This window comes from Nocardia rhamnosiphila NBRC 108938, assembly GCF_000720425.1.
GTDB lineage: Bacteria > Actinomycetota > Actinomycetes > Mycobacteriales > Mycobacteriaceae > Nocardia > Nocardia rhamnosiphila.
On sequence record NZ_JOAJ01000002.1, the window covers coordinates 57,795 to 72,409 of the forward strand.

Genomic DNA, 14,615 nt, shown 5'->3' on the forward strand with positions numbered 1-14,615 from the left:
GCCGGAAGCCGCGCAGTCGTACCGGGTCGCTAGTCGAGCTTGCGCACGGCGCCCCTGTCGGCGGACTGGGCCAGGGCGGCATAGGCGCGCAGGGCGGTAGAGACAGGGCGCGCACGGTCGTGGGGACGGTAGCCGGTGCTGTTCTCCAGCCGGATGCGGCGAGCGGCGAGTTCGGCGTCCGGCACCTGGAGACGGAGCACGCGGCCCGGGATATCGATATGGACGGTGTCGCCGTCCTCGACCAGGGCCAGCGGTCCCCCCGCGGCCGCTTCCGGAGAGATATGGCCGATCGCCAGACCGGAACTGCCACCGGAAAAGCGGCCATCGGTGACGATTGCGACGGAACCAGCGAGGCCGCGACCCTTCAGATACGCGGTCGGATAGAGCATCTCCTGCATACCGGGGCCGCCGCGCGGGCCCTCGTAGCGGATCACCAGGACCGAGCCCGGGACCACTCGGCCGGAAAGGATCGCTTCGCTCGCCTCCTCCTGCGATTGCGTCACCACCGCCGAGCCGGTGAAGACGGCCATATCGCCGGGCACTCCGGCCGATTTGACCACAGCGCCGGCGGGAGCGACGTTGCCACGCAGCACCGCCAGGCCACCGTCGGTGGAGTACGCGTGCGCGGCATCGCGGATGCAGCCACGCGCCGCATCGAGATCCAGCGACTGCCAGTGCGCCGACTGAGAGAAGGCCGACGCGGAACGGGCACCACCGGGCGCGGCGTGGAAGAGCTCCACGGCCGGCCCGGCCGGCGATGCGCCCCGCACATCCCACCCGTCGAGCCACTCCTTCAGCGACTCGGCGTGCACCGCGTGAACATCGTTGTGTAACAACCCGGCTCGGTTCAGCTCGCCCAGGATCGCCGGGATGCCGCCGGCGCGGTGGACGTCCTCCATCAGATAGGTGCTGCTCGGGGCGACCTTGCACAGACAGGGGACCTCGCGGGAGCGGGCCTCGATATCGGCGAGGGTGTAGTCGAGCCGGGCCTCGTGGGCGGCGGCGAGCAGATGCAGGACGGTGTTGGTGGAGCCGCCCATCGCCAGATCCAGGGTCATGGCATTGTCGAAGGCCGCGCGGGAGGCGATCGCGCGGGGCAGCACGGAGAAATCGTCCTTGCGGTAGTAACGATCGGCCAGGTCCATCACCGCACGTCCGGCGGCCTCGTAGAGGGATCGGCGGGCGGTGTGGGTGGCAAGGATGGTGCCGTTGCCCGGCAGGGCCAGGCCGAGGGCTTCCAGCAGACAGTTCATCGAGTTGGCGGTGAACATACCCGCGCAGGAGCCGCACGTCGGGCAGGCCGCCTCCTCGATGCGGGCGATATCGGCGTCGGAGACAGTCGGATCCACCGCGTCGGCCATGGTGGTCACGAGGTCGAGGCCGGCACGGACCGTGCCGTCCCCGAGCACCGTCCGGCCGCCTTCCATCGGGCCACCGGAGACGAATACCGTCGGGATGTCGAGACGAAGGGCTGCCATCAGCATCCCCGGAGTGATCTTGTCGCAATTGGAGATACAGACCAGGGCGTCGGCGCAGTGGGCCTGCACCATGTACTCGATCGAGTCGGCGATCAGGTCCCGGGAGGGCAGCGAGTAGAGCATCCCGCCGTGCCCCATCGCGATACCGTCGTCGATGGCGATCGTATTGAACTCCCGCGCGATTCCACCCGCCTGCCGGATCGCCGCGCTCACGACGCGTCCCACCGGCTGCAGATGGGTGTGTCCCGGCACGAACTCGGTGAAACTGTTGGCCACGGCTACTACGGGTTTGGTGCCGATATCCGCCGACGGGACCCCGGAGGCCCGCATCAATGCGCGGGCTCCGGCCATATTCCGCCCGTGGGTGACCGTACGAGATCTCAGTTGTGGCATGCCCTCGATACTCACCGGGAACCGCCGCGCGGCGAAGACGGCCGTAGTACTAGCACTTCCACCACCAGCACTACCCTGAACGGATGGACACGGCGGCACAACGACGCGCGGAACTGGGCGGATTCCTGCGCGCGCGGCGCGCTCGGCTGGATCCCACCGAGGTCGGTCTGCCGCCGGCGGGGCCCCGGCGCCGCGGCGGGCTACGCCGGGAAGAGGTCGCCACCCTCTCCGGAGTGAGCGCCACCTGGTACACCTGGCTGGAACAGGGCCGTGAGATCCAGCCGTCCCGGCAGGTCCTGTCCGCGCTGGCCCGGACACTGCGGATGACCGCGACCGAAACCACCTACATCCTCTCGCTGGCGGGGTACGCGCAGCTCCCCGCCGACGCCGACCCGGTCGCGCCGGCGGCGCCGGCCCATGTGCAACGACTGCTCGACGCGCTCACCGGGTTCCCGGCCTACGCCGTCGCGCCGGACTGGACGATCACCGGCTGGAACGCGGCATACGCCGACCTGTACCCCAATGTCGCCGGGGTCGCACCCGCCGAACGCAATCTGCTGCGGCTGGTGTTCACCGACCCGTACGTCCGGGACCTGCTGCCCGACTGGGAGGACACCAGCCGCCGGTTCCTCGCCGAGTTTCGCGCCGAGGCCGGGCCCCGCCTCGGGGATCTGGCCCGTTCGCCGATCATCCAGGAGCTACTGGGAGCGAGCCCGCACTTCCGTGAGGGCTGGCGCAGTCACCACATCGAGGGCTTCGCCTCGCGCACGCGGGTCTTCCGGCATCCGGCACGCGGGCTGCTGCGCTACGAGCACCATCGCCTGGCGCCCGCCGACCATCCGGATCTGCATCTGGTCGTCTACGTCCCGGTGGGGTGATCCCGGTGCGGGAATGCGCCGCCGCCGATCGTTCGGCCGATCAGTGCCGCGCGCGCGGATTCGGCCAGCCGGGCGGGCCGCTCGGTCAGCTCCGTCACATCGATATCCTGTTCGCCCATCACTCCGGCGCGGAAACGCGCGGCCACTCCCTCGGCGATGGCCGCCAGCCGCCACAGCGCGAACGCCTGGTAGTAGGCGAGGTCGTCGAGGGCCCGGCCGGTGGCGTCCGCGTAGCGGGACAGCACCGTGTCGATATCGAGGTAGCCCTCGGCGGGTTCGGGAGCCCAACCGAACGGTTCGGCCGAGGTCCAGGCCGCGGCGAGCCAGCCGATATCGGCCATCACATCGCCCACGGTCCACAGCTCCCAGTCCAGCACGGCCCGGACGGTGCCGTCGGGCCCGATCAGCAGGTTGCCCGGACGGAAGTCGCCGTGGGTGATCCCGGTCCAGCGCTCGTCCGGCATCCGCCGGGCGAGGAGGTCATGGACTTCCCGAAGAGGTCCGGGTACGGCGCCGCCGGCGGTGAGCTGACGGCGCCAGCGGCGCAGCTGGCGTTCCAGATAGCGACCGGGTCTGCGCAGCTCGGCCAGCGGCCCGGTGGTGGTGTCGACGGCGTGGACGGCGGCGAGCGTATCGATGATATGGCGGGAAGCGGCAGCGCGACTCTCCCGCGGGATCGCGGCGGCGGAGGCCGCGTCGTCGGGAACGACGCCGTCCACGTTCGCCATCACGTAGAAATCGGCGCCGGTCACGGCGTGGTCGGTGCAGCAGCCCAGTACCGGCGGAACGGGAACCGGACTGCCGGCGAGCAGCTCGAGGATCCGGAACTCACGGACGACATCGTGGGCGGAGGCCAGGACGTGTCCGGTGGGCGGTCGACGCAGTACCCAGCGGCCGCCGGACTCGTCGTGGACACGGTAGGTGAGATTGGACCGGCCGCCGGTGATCAGCGCGAACCGCAGGGGCGGCGCCACCGCGGGAACATGCTCGGCGAACCAGGCGGTGACCCGCTCGACATCGATACCGGCGGCGACGCTCGGGACCGCCGGGAGTTCACTTCCGTCCTCGCTCATCGCCCAGCCATCTCTTCGGGTTCGGCCACCGGTGCCGCACCACGGTCCGTCTCATCGCTGCCCAGTCTGCTACATATGAGACGTTTACCGCTAGTGCCCCATACTACGAACACGCACCGTTCGACAACGCGCCGAGTTACCGCAGGGAACCCGAACGTGCCGCGCCGGCCCTGGTCGAGGCCGTCCTCCAACCGGCGACGCGGGGAGAGCGGGTACCCGAGGGGCTCTCCGCCCACGCCGCCGGACACTACGACGACAAGGCCCTGGCCGCCCTCGGCGGGGCCGGCGACAGACCGGTGGCCTATGCGCCGGCCAGTGGCACGTTCCAGGCGTCGTACTCGTACACCCAGTCCCCGTTGCCGGCTGTTTTCAGCCATTCGTTGGACCGGGAGCCGCGCTGGATCCGGGCGGTCCGGTCCATCCGGGTGTGCTCGTACCCGGCCAGGGCGTCGGCCGCGCCGGCGTAGGTGTCCGACCCGAGGCAGCGCGCCAGCACCACCGCGTCTTCGATCGCCTGTCCCGCCCCCTGCGCCATGAACGGCATCATCGGATGACACGCGTCGCCGAGCAGTGTGACCGTGCCCGCGGTCCACGCCGGCAGTGGATCACGAACGTACAGGGCGGATTTCAGGACGTCGTCACAGGCGTCGAGCAGGGCGCGCGCCTCCGGGTGGAAGTCCCGGTACAGGTCGCGTAGTTCGTCGGCGCTGCCCGGGGTCGTCCACGACTCCTCGGTCCACTCGTCCTGCGCGCAGGTGGCGAAGATGAAGATGTCCTTGCCCTGACTCAGCGGGAACGTCACGATCTGGGTCGCGGCGTCCGGTCCCCACCATTTGGTGAAGCTGTCCAGATTCGGCACCGCGGCGACCGCCGCCGCCGGGACGACCGCGCGGAACGCCACGACACCGGTGAAGGTGGGGTGCTCCGGGCCGAACAGCGCGGTGCGGACCGCGGAATGGATACCGTCCGCGCCGATGATCACGTCGGCTCGGTGTACACCGCCGTCGGCGAAATGGACGGCTCCGTCGCGGATATCGACGACCTGCCGGCCCAGCGAGATGTTGTCCTTCGGCAGCGCCGATTCGAGGGCGGACATGAGGTCACCACGGTGCAGGGTGAGCTGCGGTGAGCCGTAGCGTGCCTCCGCCGACGAGCCCATCTCGAGCCGCGAGGTCTCCGCACCCGTATCCCAGGTCCGGCTGATCCGGAACTGCGGCCGGGCCGCCGAATCCCGCAGTGCCGAGCCCAGGCCGAGACCGTCCAGCGCCCGGACGGCATTCGGTGTGAGATTGATATCCGCGCCGACCCGGGCGAATCGGCTCGTCCGCTCGAAGACCTGCGCGTCGATGCCGATCTTCCGGAGCGCGAGGGCCGCGGTGAGACCGCCGATACCCGCCCCGCAGACGGCCACACTCGGTGCCTTGCTCATGATTCTTTCCTCAACTTTCGAGAGTGTGCGTGCGATCCGAACCGGCGGCGGATCAGGTGCCGCTGTGTGACCCGATGACCCCCTGGGCCTCGATCTCCACCTTCAGGCCGGGCTCCACGAGCGCCGACACCTCGACGAGCGTCGAGCACGGGAAGTCGCCGGAGAACATCTCGGCGCGCGCCCTGCCGACCACTGCCCGGTCGGCGATATCGGTCAGATAGACACGCAATACGAGGATGTCGTCCACGACGGCCCCGCACGCCTCGGTGAGCGCCCGGACCCGCCGGAACGCCTCCTTTGCCTGTAGGTAGGGGTCGGCGCCGCCGACGATCCCGCCGGGCCCGCCGGCATGCATTCCGGACAGGAAGAACTGATCGCCGTGCATCCTGGCGTTGCTGAACATGCCCGGCCGCGGGGCTTCCGCGACCGTTTCCGCCGCGACCCGCGTCATGCGCCGCGCCGCTCGTCGGATTCGCGGGTCAGCCGCTCGCGCACCGGCACGAAGTCGTAGGTCGGGTAGAAGTCGGTGTGGAACACACCCCACGCCCGCCGTTCCAGCTCGACATTCACGGCGGCGAGCTGCGCCACCGGCAGCCGCAGTGTCACGATCTGTCCCACGCCCATCGCCACCACCCAGGAGACGATTTCGCAGCCCGCGGGCGGAAAGTGCTGCCACCAGCCGGCGTCGTCGAGCCGGCCCTGGATCTGCTCCAGGTTCTGCGACTGGTCGTGCCGCAGGAACACTGTCAGCATCATGGTGTCGGTGGAATCCGCCCGGGCCGCGCTCATACCGGTTCGCCCGCCAGGATCGCGGCCTGTTTCCGCGCGTCCGCCCGGTAGATGCGGCGAATACGCGAGACACCGAGATCGTGCTGGTACAGGTGCTCCTCGTGATCGGCGTCGGCGGCCAGCGCCTCGAGCACCTCGCGGTCCTGTTCGAGCACCTCCCAGTGCCGGGCCTCGAGCCGGGTGCGGTAGAGGAAGCGCCACACCTCACGCTCCCAGCCGTCGACACGCCGGGTGCGCCAGTGGAAGATCGCGGAGTTGTCCGCGTCGATCGGGGTGGCCATACCGACGATGCCGAAGACGCCGCCGGGGCCGGCATTCGGCGCGTAGGGGATCTCCAGGTCGACGTAGTCCATGGAACCGCGCACGTACTCGACCCAGTCGAAGTTCACGCCGACCTGATCGGTCTTCTCGAAGAAGAAGCCGCGGTCGGTCTCGCGGATACGGAAGCGCGCCGAGGTATCGCCGCCGAACATCGAATGCGAATCGCGGTGCAGGAACGCACCGTGCATCGGATCGAGCACATTGTCCATGTAGAAACGCCAGGGCCCGGCCCATTCCGCGAAGTTCGGGAACCAGGACACGGCCTCGTCGGTGAGCCGGTCGGGCAGGACGAACGGCGTGGGTTCGGAATCCTGGGTCAGCGGCACGAACGCGAAGATGGTGTCGGCGGCCTCGACGACCCGCAACGACACCGTCGCCCGCTTACCCTCGAGCGTGCAGCCGGGCATACCCGGCACGGAGACGACGGTGCCGGTGCCGTCCACTTGGACACCGTGGTATTTGCAGGCCAGCCGGTCGCCGAGGTGCTGTCCCACCGACAGCGGTGCGCTGCGATGCGGGCAACGGTCCTCGAGCATATGGACGGTCCCCTGCGGATCCCGGAACAGCACCCAGTCGACGGACAGCCGGGTGACCTTCTTGGATTCCCCGGGCTTCACCATGCGTGAGGGCAGGATCGGATACCACCGGTCGCGCAGCCCGGTGGCGGCGATATCCGCGGCGGTCATCTCCTTGCGGACGCCGACTGCGCGCTTCTTCGAACCGCCGGTCGCGGTCGGGGCGGATGTGGTCGCGGTGGTCATCTCAGTCTCCCAGTCGTCGCATCTCGGCGCGGAAATTGTCCTCGGTCCAGGCCTGCCCGTCGGGCGCGTGCAGCCCCAGCTCGTTCAGTCCCGCGATCAGTCCGGGCAGATCGTGGGTGCCCCGGCCGAAAACTTCCATGATCGAGCCGGACAGTTTGGTCTCGTAGGGGCTGATCGGTTCGGGGTGGGTCTGATTGGGCTCGAGGTAGTGCTCGGTGGTGTCAGGCATGGGTTTTCTCCTGTTGCTGCGATGCCATGGCATCGAGACCTTCGGCGATGACGGTGAACGCGGTGAGCCATTCGTTGAACGAGGCGGCGCGTTCGCGGTGGGCCGGGATCGTGCCGCCGTCGATGACGACGAACACCCCGTTGTCGATACCACCGGCGATGCTCTGGGCCTGCGCGATATCCGCGCGCTCGTCGGGGACCGAGGCGATCACCAGGGTCGGGGCGGCCACCTGCGCCAGCAGTTCGCCGTACCCGGGAGCGTCCGGATCGACCTCCGGGTCGCCCAGCACGAGGCTGGTGACGAGCGCGGGGTACCGGGCGGCGAGGGCGATGGCGCCGTATGCGGTGGCGCCCGTGGCGAGGAGGTGTACGCGGTCGTGGCCGAGGGCCGTCACGCCGGCGGCGACTTCGTGCGCCCAGGCGTCGACGTGCTCCGGGTCGGCCGGGGGCGGCGCGGCGGACCGGTGCGCGATCGCGCCGAGCGTTTCGACCTGGTCGGCGAACCAGCGGGCCGGATCCGGGCCGGCGTGCAGGCACACCAGCGCGTGCGCCGGGGTGTCGTCGTCCCATTCGTTACCGGTCATCGGATCAGCCCTCCCGAACCGGGATGTGCACCGGTGGGGTGAAGGGGCCGGGCGGCGGTTCGACCGCGGCCACATCGACCTCGATGATGGCCGGGCCGCGGGTCGCCACCGCGTCCGCGAACGCCTTCTCGAAACGTCCCGGGCCCTGGACCAGGGTGTAGGGCATATCGAGGGCGGCCGCGAGCAGATCGAACCGGGGGGTGAACAGGTCGACACCGGACCGGTCGAAGCCGTTGGCCGCCTGCATGTTCCGCAGTACGCCGTAACCACCGTCGTTGAAGATCACCACGACGCACCAGGCGCCGCTGCCGGCGAGCGAGGCGAGTTCGCCGAGGTGTACGGCGAGACCGCCGTCCCCGGCGATCACGGCGGTCGGCACCTCGGGCCGGCCGAGCGCGGCGCCGATCCCCATGGCCAGCCCCTGCCCGATACCACCCCCGAGAGGGAAGATATTGGTCTCGCGTTCGTAGAAGGGCAGCAATCGGTTGCCCCACTGGCTGGAGGGGATGGTCACATCGCGGGCGACCACGGATTCGCGCGGCAGTACCGACCGCATCCCTTCGCAGATCTCCGCGTACCCGCCGATATAGGCGGTGAGCGCCGCGCGGACCGCCACCCTCGTGTCGGTGACCCGGCCGGACCACCCCGGGTTCACCGATGTGCTGGTCAGGCCGTCGTTGATCGCGGCGAGGGTCGTCGCGGCATCCCCCACGAGGCCGACCTTCGCCGGATAGATACGGCCGATGGCCGCCGGGTCCACATCGATCTGGATCTGCGTATCCGGTAGCCGCAGGTGGTAGCTCTTGGTCTCGTTGGAGCGGAAGTGGGTGCCGATCGACAGCAGCAGGTCGGCGTCCGCGAGCAGGGGCGCGACCTCCGGGGCCGTCGCGAAATTCCCGATCACGAGCGGGTCGTCCTCGGGCACGATGGCGCGCCCCGAGTTGCTGGTCAGCAGGCCGGCCCCGAGGGTGTGCAGCAGGGTGGCCAGCTCGGATTTCGCGCCGGCCGCTCCCCCGCCGACCCAGATCAGGGGACGCTCGGCCGCCGCCAGCAACGCGACGGCCTCCGCGATCGCGTCGCGCTCCGGTACCGGGACGTCGAAGACCGGTGGCTCGTCTCCGCGCTGATCCGCCGGGCGCGCCAGATATTGCAGGTCCGAGGGCCATTCCACGCTGGCCGGGCCCTGCGGAGCGGCCAGGATATGGGCGATGGCGGTCTCCAGATCCGCTTCGACGTTCTCCGCGCGTTCGATGGTCGCCGCATAGCGGGAGACGGCATCGAGCATCTGCAGCTGTTTGGGCACCTCGTGGATAACACCCCGGGTCGAGCCGCCGGAACCGAGGTACTCGCTCTCGATCTGGCCGGTCACATGCAGCACCCGGCTCCCCGCAGTCAGCGCTTCGAGCATCGAACCCGCGGCATTACCGGCGCCGGTTCCGGTGCTGGTGATCGCGACACCGATCTTTCCGGTCGCGCGCGCGTACCCGTCGGCGGCGTTGACCGCCGCCGCCTCGTGCCGCACCTCCACGAAGTTCAGCTCCCGCGCCACCGCTTCGACGAGCGGCAGATTGTGGATGCTGATCACGCCGAAGGCGGTGTCGATGCCGTGCCTGCGCATCACGGCGACGAGCACATCGCCGCCGGTGGGCTCCTTCGCGCCGGGGCTGTCGGTGGTCGTCATGGGTGTGTCCTCCGGAGAGATCTGGGAACGGCGGATCCGCCGGGCCGGGCTGATGGTCAGATGTAGCGGCCGACGCCACCACCGACATCGATGCTGGTGCCGGTGGTGTAGCCGCTCAGTGGCGAGAGCAGGGTGACGATCGGGAACGCGACCTCCTCGGCGGTGCCGAACCGGCCCAGCGCGATACCGCGGTCGGCGGCGATCTCGGCACTCCACGCGTCGTAGTCGAGTGCGGTCCCCGAGGTCTCGAACCGGCGGCGCCACTGGCCGGTATCGACGAGCCCGAGCAGCACCGAGTTCACCCGGGTGCCGTCCGCGGCGAGATCCTCGGCCATGGAGTGGGTGAGGTTGAGCAGCGCGGCCCGCGCGGCCGAGGTGACGGCCAGCCGGGGCTCCGGCTGCCGGGACAGGATCGCGTTGACATTGACGACGGCGCCGCGGTCCGCGGCGGCCAGCGCACTGCGTGCCGCGCGCACCAGATTCCAGGAGCCGAAGATCTTCAGGTCGAATTCCGCGCGGATCTGCTCGTCGGTGGTCTCCGCCAGCGGCGCCATCAGGGAGCGGCCGGCATTGCACACCAGCCCGTCGATACCGCCGAAACGCTCGGCGGCGGCGCCGATGAAGGCTTCGGCCGCGGCGCGGTCGGTGACATCGCAGGCCGCGAGGTGGACCGCGGCGGGATCGATATCGCCGATCGAATCGATCGCGGCGCGCAACCGGTCCAGATCGCGGGCACAGGCGGCGATCCGGGCGCCCTCGGCGAGGAGCATCCGGGTCGTCGCCAGTCCCACCCCGGAGCTCGCGCCGGTGACGACCACGGTGCGGCCGGTGAGTTGCAGATCCATCGAGGGTCGGTCTCCTTGTGCGGGGGAAGGTTGGGAAAGCCGGGCGGACGGTCAGTTCATGACGAATCCGCCGTCGACCACCAGGGTCTGGCCGGTCAGGTAGCTCGCCGCGTCCGAGAGCAGGAATTGCACCGTGCCCGCGACATCGTCGGGCGTCTGTTCGCGGTCCAGCACCTGGTTGTCGGCGTAGAGCCGATACCGCGACGCCGGTACCGTGGCGGTGGCCTCGACCCGGGTCAGGCCGGGGGCGACGGCATTGACCCGCAGCCCGTGCGGGCCTCCGTCGCGCGCCATCGTGCGGGTCATCGCCATGACCGCGCCCTTGGAGCCGACATAGTGCACCAGGCGTGGCGAGCCGTACAGGGCGGCGTCGGAGGCGATATTCACGATGGCGCCGTGGCCGCCACGTGCCAGCTGGGCGAAGAGATGTTTGCTGACCAGCCAGGTCCCGAACGCGTTGACGGTCATCACCTTCTGGAAGAACCCCTCATCGAGTTCCCAGAACGCGTCACCGCCGACACCGTCCGCGAGCGCCGCATTATTGACCAGCGCGTCCGCGCCACCCAGCGCCGCCACCCGGCTCGCGAGGGCCACCACCGAATCGCGGTCGGCGATATCGGTGACCACCGCGGTGACGTCGTAACCCTTGTCCCGCAGCGTCTTCTCGGCGCCTTCGGCCAGTTCGGCGCGCATCTCCGCGATGACGACCCGGTCACCCGCGGCGGACAGCCGCTCGGCGATCGCGAAACCCAGTCCCCGGCCGGCCCCGGTGACCACGACAAGTCTGCTCATTCGTCCAGTTCCTTCCAGAACCGCAGGATGTGCGCGGCCGTCTCGACCGGCTTCTCCTGCACTGCCGCATGCCCGGCGCCCAGGATCAGCCCGAAGCGGGCGCCGGGAATCGCGTCGGCCAGCAACCGGGATTCGTCGACGCCGGTGACGATGTCGTCCGCCCCGACCAGCACCAGCGTGGGTGCCGCCAGGGTGGCCAGGCTCGGCCCGGTATCGGTGCGGGCCATGAACTCGGCGGCGGCGGTGTAACCGGGCAGCCGGACCCGTGCCATATCGGATTCCACAGCGCGGGCGATCTCGTCACCGCAGGCGGGCGAGACCAGTCGTGGCGCGCGGGCCGCCGCGAACGCCGGGCCGCCGAGTTCACGCAACTCGCCGACACGTGCCCGCATCGCTTGCGCCCGCTCCGGGTGCACACCCGAGCCACGGGTGCTGTCGGCCAGGACGAGCGAACGGACCGATGCCGGATGCGCGGCGGCGACCGCGGTCGCGATCACCCCGCCCCACGACGTGCCGAGCAGATGTATCGGCCCGCCACCGAGCTCGGCGATCAGTTCGGCGACCACCGGCGCGTGGTCGTAGCCCGCGGTGGAGCCGTCCGCACCCGGCGCCGGATCGGCGGACCGCCCGTATCCCGGTGCGTCCCAGCAGTACGTGCGGTAGCCGTGCGCGCTCAGTACCTCGGCCAGCGCACCGCAGGCCGCGGCACTTCCGCCGATACCGTGCAGGAGCACCACCGGATCGCCCGTCCCGCGAACCTCGAGCGAGATCCCCCGCGCCGAAACCCATCGGGTCGCCCGGGCCGGCGCGGCCGTGCCGGTCACGGTTGCACCCGCCGCATCACTGTCCGCCGTAGAAGTAGTCGTCGATGCCCGGGGTGACCAGGTCGCGATGCCCGAGGTCGGGTACGCCGGCCATCGCCGCGCGGACCGTGGTCGTCGGCGGACCCGCCGTCCCCCACTGGTCGGAGAGTTCGGGCGTACGCTTCCAGGTCCGGCACAGCCAGCGGTCCTCGTCGATCTGGGCCACCTCGGAGGTGTATTCGCATACCAGCCCGGCCGGGTCGGTGAAGTACGAGAAGGTGTTGTCGCCCGGGCCGTGCCGGCCGGGACCCCACTGCGGGGCGATGCCGCTGCGTTTGAGACTGCCGAGCCCCCGCATGAAATGGTCGAGGCTCTCCATCTCGTAGGCCACGTGGTTGATCGACGGGAAGCCGGCCTGGTTCAGGGCGATGACGTGATGGTCGGAATTACAGCGCAGGAAGGTCATCTGGTGTTCGGACCAGTCCGAGATCCGCATACCGAGCACCTGGGTGTAGAAGTCGGCGGTGCGATCGATATCGCTGGTGTTGAGCACGACATGCGCGAGTTTGCGGGGGATCGCCCGGCGGCCGGCGGGTTCCTGCGCCGAGACGGCGAACGTATCGGCGGACAGTTCCAGGCAGCGGCCCTCCGGATCGACGAGTTGCAGACCGTAGCCGCCACCCGCGTCGTCGAGCGGACCGGGTTCGCGCAGGAGCGGGATGCCCAGCTTCTGCAGTGCGCGGGCCGCCTCGTCGACCTCACGCGGAGTCCCGAGCGCGAACGAGATCCGGTCCAGCGCGTTCCCGGCGCCGGCGCGCAGCTGCAGCACGTGGTGCTCACTGCCCGTGGCACGCAGCCAGAAGGTGTCACCGTCTTCGTCGACGGTGCTCAGCCCCCAGGCCTCGTGATAGAAGTCGCGCGAGCGGACCGGATCGGGCACGGTGACCGATACCGACCGCAACGCCCGCAGAGTACAGACCGGTGTTCCGGAGAATCGCATGATCGACCTTTCTGTCGAGGGTGGCCGGTTACAGGTCGAGGACGAGTTCGGCGGAGCGGCACCGGGAAACGCAGACGAACATGGTGCCGCCGGTCTGCTGTTCCTCGGGCGAGAGCAGGAAGTCGCGATGCTCGATGTCGCCCTTGACGACGCCGACCTCACAGGTCCCGCAGATACCTTCGGTGCATGAACTCTCCACCGGCACACCGGCGTTCTGCAGTGCGCTCAGAACCGAGACCTCCGGGCCGACCGGGATCCGGCGCCCGCTGCCGGCGAGGATCACGTCGAATGCCGTGTCCGCCCCGGTGGCGACCGGTTCGGGTGCCTTGAATCGCTCGATACGCAACTGTCCGGGATCCGGGAGCGCGTCCCGGCAGGCGGACATCAACGACTCGGGACCGCAACAGTAGGCGACGGCATCGGCGTCGATATCCCCGAGCAGCCCGGCGAGGTCGGGGAATCGACCCGCTGCCTCGTCGTCGGCGTGGATCGTCACGCGATCGGCGGGCAGGGAGTCGATCTCGTCGAGAAACGCCATCGTCGACCGGGATCGTCCGGTGTAGAGCAGCGTCCAATTCGCACCCGCACGGTGCAGGGTGCGCACCATCGAGAGGATCGGGGTGATACCGATCCCGCCCGCGACCAGGATGTGGCGGGCCGCGGTGTCGAGCGCGAAATTCTGGCGGGGCCCTTCGACCTCGAGCAGCCCACCGACCGGCAGGAGGGCGTGGAGATGGGTGCTGCCGCCCCGCGAATCCGGTGTGCGCAGCACCGCCACCGTCCAGCGCGACCGGTCCGCCGGGTCCGAGCAGAGCGAATACTCCCGGACGAGCCCGTTCGGCAGATGCAGCGCGAGATGCGCGCCGGGTTCCCAGGCGGGCAGCTCCGCACCGGACGGGTCGACAAAGGTCATGCTGATGACGCCGTCGGCTTCCCAGGTCTTCTGCTGGACGCGCAGCGTCCGCCTCATCGGCTCGTCCATCGGGCTCTCCTCGTACTTCTTCCGGCTCGGATCAGCGGGTGACGCCGAACATTTCGGAGCTGGGCGGGTAGGTGGGCAGCTGCGGCTTGGGGGTGCCGATGATGACGCAGAACAGCGCGTCGGAATCGGAGACGTTCGCGAGGCTGCGCGGCACCCCGGCGGGGACTCGGATCAGGTCGCGGTAGCCGAGCGTGCGCACCGCCTTCTTCGTCCCGTCCTCGACATCGTGCACGGCGACCTCGATCTCGCCCTCGAGCACGTAGAAGACCTCTTCGACGTCGTGATGGGTGTGCTCGGGGCCGACCGCGCCCGCGGGCAGGCGCATATTGGAGAAGGTGAAGTGGTCGGCCTTGATGATGTTGTTGTCGGTGTCGTGATTGCCGGTGGCACCCGAGCCGATGTAGCGGATCTGTGCCCGCTTGAACCGGTCGCCGCCCTTGGCCGCCTGGAACCCGAGCGTGTCCCAGTCCTCGTAGCGGGTGTCGGCGGCGGCGATGCAGGAGTCGATCAGGGCGTCGAGATCGACGCCGGTCTTTTCGGTGCTGGACATGATGTGTGCCTTCCTCTGGGGGTGATCC

General features: G+C 69.7%; 16 protein-coding genes. 1 reads left to right on the plus strand and 15 read right to left on the minus strand.

Annotated features, from left to right (window positions below; genetic code table 11):
• Nucleotides 1-29: 29 nt before the first annotated feature.
• Nucleotides 30-1,871, minus strand: a complete 1,842-nt coding sequence (gene ilvD / locus IG75_RS0109075) for a dihydroxy-acid dehydratase (protein WP_030520739.1) — start codon at nucleotides 1,869-1,871, stop codon at nucleotides 30-32.
• Nucleotides 1,872-1,954: 83 nt separating this feature from the next.
• Between ilvD and IG75_RS0109080 the strand changes: the two genes are divergently transcribed.
• Nucleotides 1,955-2,749: a helix-turn-helix transcriptional regulator gene (locus IG75_RS0109080; RefSeq protein ID WP_030520740.1), complete on the plus strand. Its 795-nt coding sequence runs from the start codon at nucleotides 1,955-1,957 to the stop codon at nucleotides 2,747-2,749.
• Here the strand turns inward: IG75_RS0109080 and IG75_RS0109085 are convergent.
• The 14 genes from IG75_RS0109085 to IG75_RS0109150 form a co-directional block, all read right to left on the minus strand.
• Nucleotides 2,731-3,822 (minus strand): phosphotransferase family protein, encoded by a 1,092-nt coding sequence (locus IG75_RS0109085; RefSeq protein WP_051714427.1) that lies wholly within the window; start codon nucleotides 3,820-3,822, stop codon nucleotides 2,731-2,733. The genes IG75_RS0109080 and IG75_RS0109085 overlap by 19 nt on opposite strands.
• A gap of 301 nt (nucleotides 3,823-4,123) precedes the next feature.
• Nucleotides 4,124-5,251 (minus strand): FAD-dependent monooxygenase, encoded by a 1,128-nt coding sequence (locus IG75_RS0109090; protein WP_030520742.1) that lies wholly within the window; start codon nucleotides 5,249-5,251, stop codon nucleotides 4,124-4,126.
• A gap of 52 nt (nucleotides 5,252-5,303) precedes the next feature.
• Nucleotides 5,304-5,702 carry a RidA family protein gene (locus IG75_RS0109095; protein WP_030520743.1) on the minus strand — a complete coding sequence of 133 codons (399 nt, stop codon included), beginning with the start codon at nucleotides 5,700-5,702 and terminating at the stop codon, nucleotides 5,304-5,306.
• Nucleotides 5,699-6,040: a hypothetical protein gene (locus IG75_RS0109100; protein ID WP_030520744.1), complete on the minus strand. Its 342-nt coding sequence runs from the start codon at nucleotides 6,038-6,040 to the stop codon at nucleotides 5,699-5,701. Before IG75_RS0109100 ends, IG75_RS0109095 begins: the two co-directional genes overlap by 4 nt.
• Nucleotides 6,037-7,122, minus strand: a complete 1,086-nt coding sequence (locus IG75_RS0109105; protein ID WP_030520745.1) for a Rieske 2Fe-2S domain-containing protein — start codon at nucleotides 7,120-7,122, stop codon at nucleotides 6,037-6,039. Before IG75_RS0109105 ends, IG75_RS0109100 begins: the two co-directional genes overlap by 4 nt.
• Nucleotide 7,123: 1 nt before the next feature.
• Nucleotides 7,124-7,351 carry a recombinase-like helix-turn-helix domain-containing protein gene (locus IG75_RS0109110; RefSeq protein ID WP_030520746.1) on the minus strand — a complete coding sequence of 76 codons (228 nt, stop codon included), beginning with the start codon at nucleotides 7,349-7,351 and terminating at the stop codon, nucleotides 7,124-7,126.
• Nucleotides 7,344-7,934, minus strand: coding sequence for an alpha/beta fold hydrolase (locus IG75_RS0109115; RefSeq protein ID WP_036513229.1), 591 nt, complete (start codon nucleotides 7,932-7,934; stop codon nucleotides 7,344-7,346). The genes IG75_RS0109110 and IG75_RS0109115 overlap by 8 nt, the downstream gene beginning before the upstream one ends.
• Nucleotides 7,935-7,938: 4 nt before the next feature.
• Nucleotides 7,939-9,615, minus strand: a complete 1,677-nt coding sequence (locus IG75_RS0109120; protein ID WP_030520748.1) for a thiamine pyrophosphate-binding protein — start codon at nucleotides 9,613-9,615, stop codon at nucleotides 7,939-7,941.
• 56 nt (nucleotides 9,616-9,671) lie between these two features.
• Nucleotides 9,672-10,460 carry an SDR family oxidoreductase gene (locus IG75_RS0109125; RefSeq protein WP_030520749.1) on the minus strand — a complete coding sequence of 263 codons (789 nt, stop codon included), beginning with the start codon at nucleotides 10,458-10,460 and terminating at the stop codon, nucleotides 9,672-9,674.
• 51 nt (nucleotides 10,461-10,511) lie between these two features.
• On the minus strand, nucleotides 10,512-11,252 hold the full coding sequence (locus IG75_RS0109130) for an SDR family oxidoreductase (protein ID WP_030520750.1): 741 nt from the start codon (nucleotides 11,250-11,252) through the stop codon (nucleotides 10,512-10,514).
• A complete protein-coding gene (locus IG75_RS0109135) occupies nucleotides 11,249-12,076 on the minus strand; it encodes an alpha/beta fold hydrolase (protein WP_051714428.1) in 828 nt (275 codons plus the stop codon). The genes IG75_RS0109130 and IG75_RS0109135 overlap by 4 nt, the downstream gene beginning before the upstream one ends.
• Before the next feature lie 16 nt (nucleotides 12,077-12,092).
• A complete protein-coding gene (locus tag IG75_RS0109140; RefSeq protein ID WP_030520752.1) occupies nucleotides 12,093-13,055 on the minus strand; it encodes a VOC family protein in 963 nt (320 codons plus the stop codon).
• 28 nt (nucleotides 13,056-13,083) lie between these two features.
• The gene (locus IG75_RS0109145; protein ID WP_030520753.1) at nucleotides 13,084-14,037 is read right to left on the minus strand and encodes a PDR/VanB family oxidoreductase; all 954 of its coding nucleotides are present in this window, start codon (nucleotides 14,035-14,037) and stop codon (nucleotides 13,084-13,086) included.
• A gap of 31 nt (nucleotides 14,038-14,068) precedes the next feature.
• Nucleotides 14,069-14,587: a cupin domain-containing protein gene (locus tag IG75_RS0109150; protein WP_030520754.1), complete on the minus strand. Its 519-nt coding sequence runs from the start codon at nucleotides 14,585-14,587 to the stop codon at nucleotides 14,069-14,071.
• Nucleotides 14,588-14,615: the final 28 nt, after the last annotated feature.

Excerpts from the sequence above, each read along its gene's own strand:
- ilvD (WP_030520739.1), bottom strand. The coding sequence starts at position 1,871 with ATGCCACAACTGAGATCTCGTACGGTCACCCACGGGCGGAATATGGCC.
- IG75_RS0109080 (WP_030520740.1), top strand. The coding sequence starts at position 1,955 with ATGGACACGGCGGCACAACGACGCGCGGAACTGGGCGGATTCCTGCGC.
- IG75_RS0109085 (WP_051714427.1), bottom strand. The coding sequence starts at position 3,822 with ATGAGCGAGGACGGAAGTGAACTCCCGGCGGTCCCGAGCGTCGCCGCC.
- IG75_RS0109090 (WP_030520742.1), bottom strand. The coding sequence starts at position 5,251 with ATGAGCAAGGCACCGAGTGTGGCCGTCTGCGGGGCGGGTATCGGCGGT.
- IG75_RS0109095 (WP_030520743.1), bottom strand. The coding sequence starts at position 5,702 with ATGACGCGGGTCGCGGCGGAAACGGTCGCGGAAGCCCCGCGGCCGGGC.
- IG75_RS0109100 (WP_030520744.1), bottom strand. The coding sequence starts at position 6,040 with ATGAGCGCGGCCCGGGCGGATTCCACCGACACCATGATGCTGACAGTG.
- IG75_RS0109105 (WP_030520745.1), bottom strand. The coding sequence starts at position 7,122 with ATGACCACCGCGACCACATCCGCCCCGACCGCGACCGGCGGTTCGAAG.
- IG75_RS0109110 (WP_030520746.1), bottom strand. The coding sequence starts at position 7,351 with ATGCCTGACACCACCGAGCACTACCTCGAGCCCAATCAGACCCACCCC.
- IG75_RS0109115 (WP_036513229.1), bottom strand. The coding sequence starts at position 7,934 with ATGACCGGTAACGAATGGGACGACGACACCCCGGCGCACGCGCTGGTG.
- IG75_RS0109120 (WP_030520748.1), bottom strand. The coding sequence starts at position 9,615 with ATGACGACCACCGACAGCCCCGGCGCGAAGGAGCCCACCGGCGGCGAT.
- IG75_RS0109125 (WP_030520749.1), bottom strand. The coding sequence starts at position 10,460 with ATGGATCTGCAACTCACCGGCCGCACCGTGGTCGTCACCGGCGCGAGC.
- IG75_RS0109130 (WP_030520750.1), bottom strand. The coding sequence starts at position 11,252 with ATGAGCAGACTTGTCGTGGTCACCGGGGCCGGCCGGGGACTGGGTTTC.
- IG75_RS0109140 (WP_030520752.1), bottom strand. The coding sequence starts at position 13,055 with ATGCGATTCTCCGGAACACCGGTCTGTACTCTGCGGGCGTTGCGGTCG.
- IG75_RS0109145 (WP_030520753.1), bottom strand. The coding sequence starts at position 14,037 with ATGGACGAGCCGATGAGGCGGACGCTGCGCGTCCAGCAGAAGACCTGG.
- IG75_RS0109150 (WP_030520754.1), bottom strand. The coding sequence starts at position 14,587 with ATGTCCAGCACCGAAAAGACCGGCGTCGATCTCGACGCCCTGATCGAC.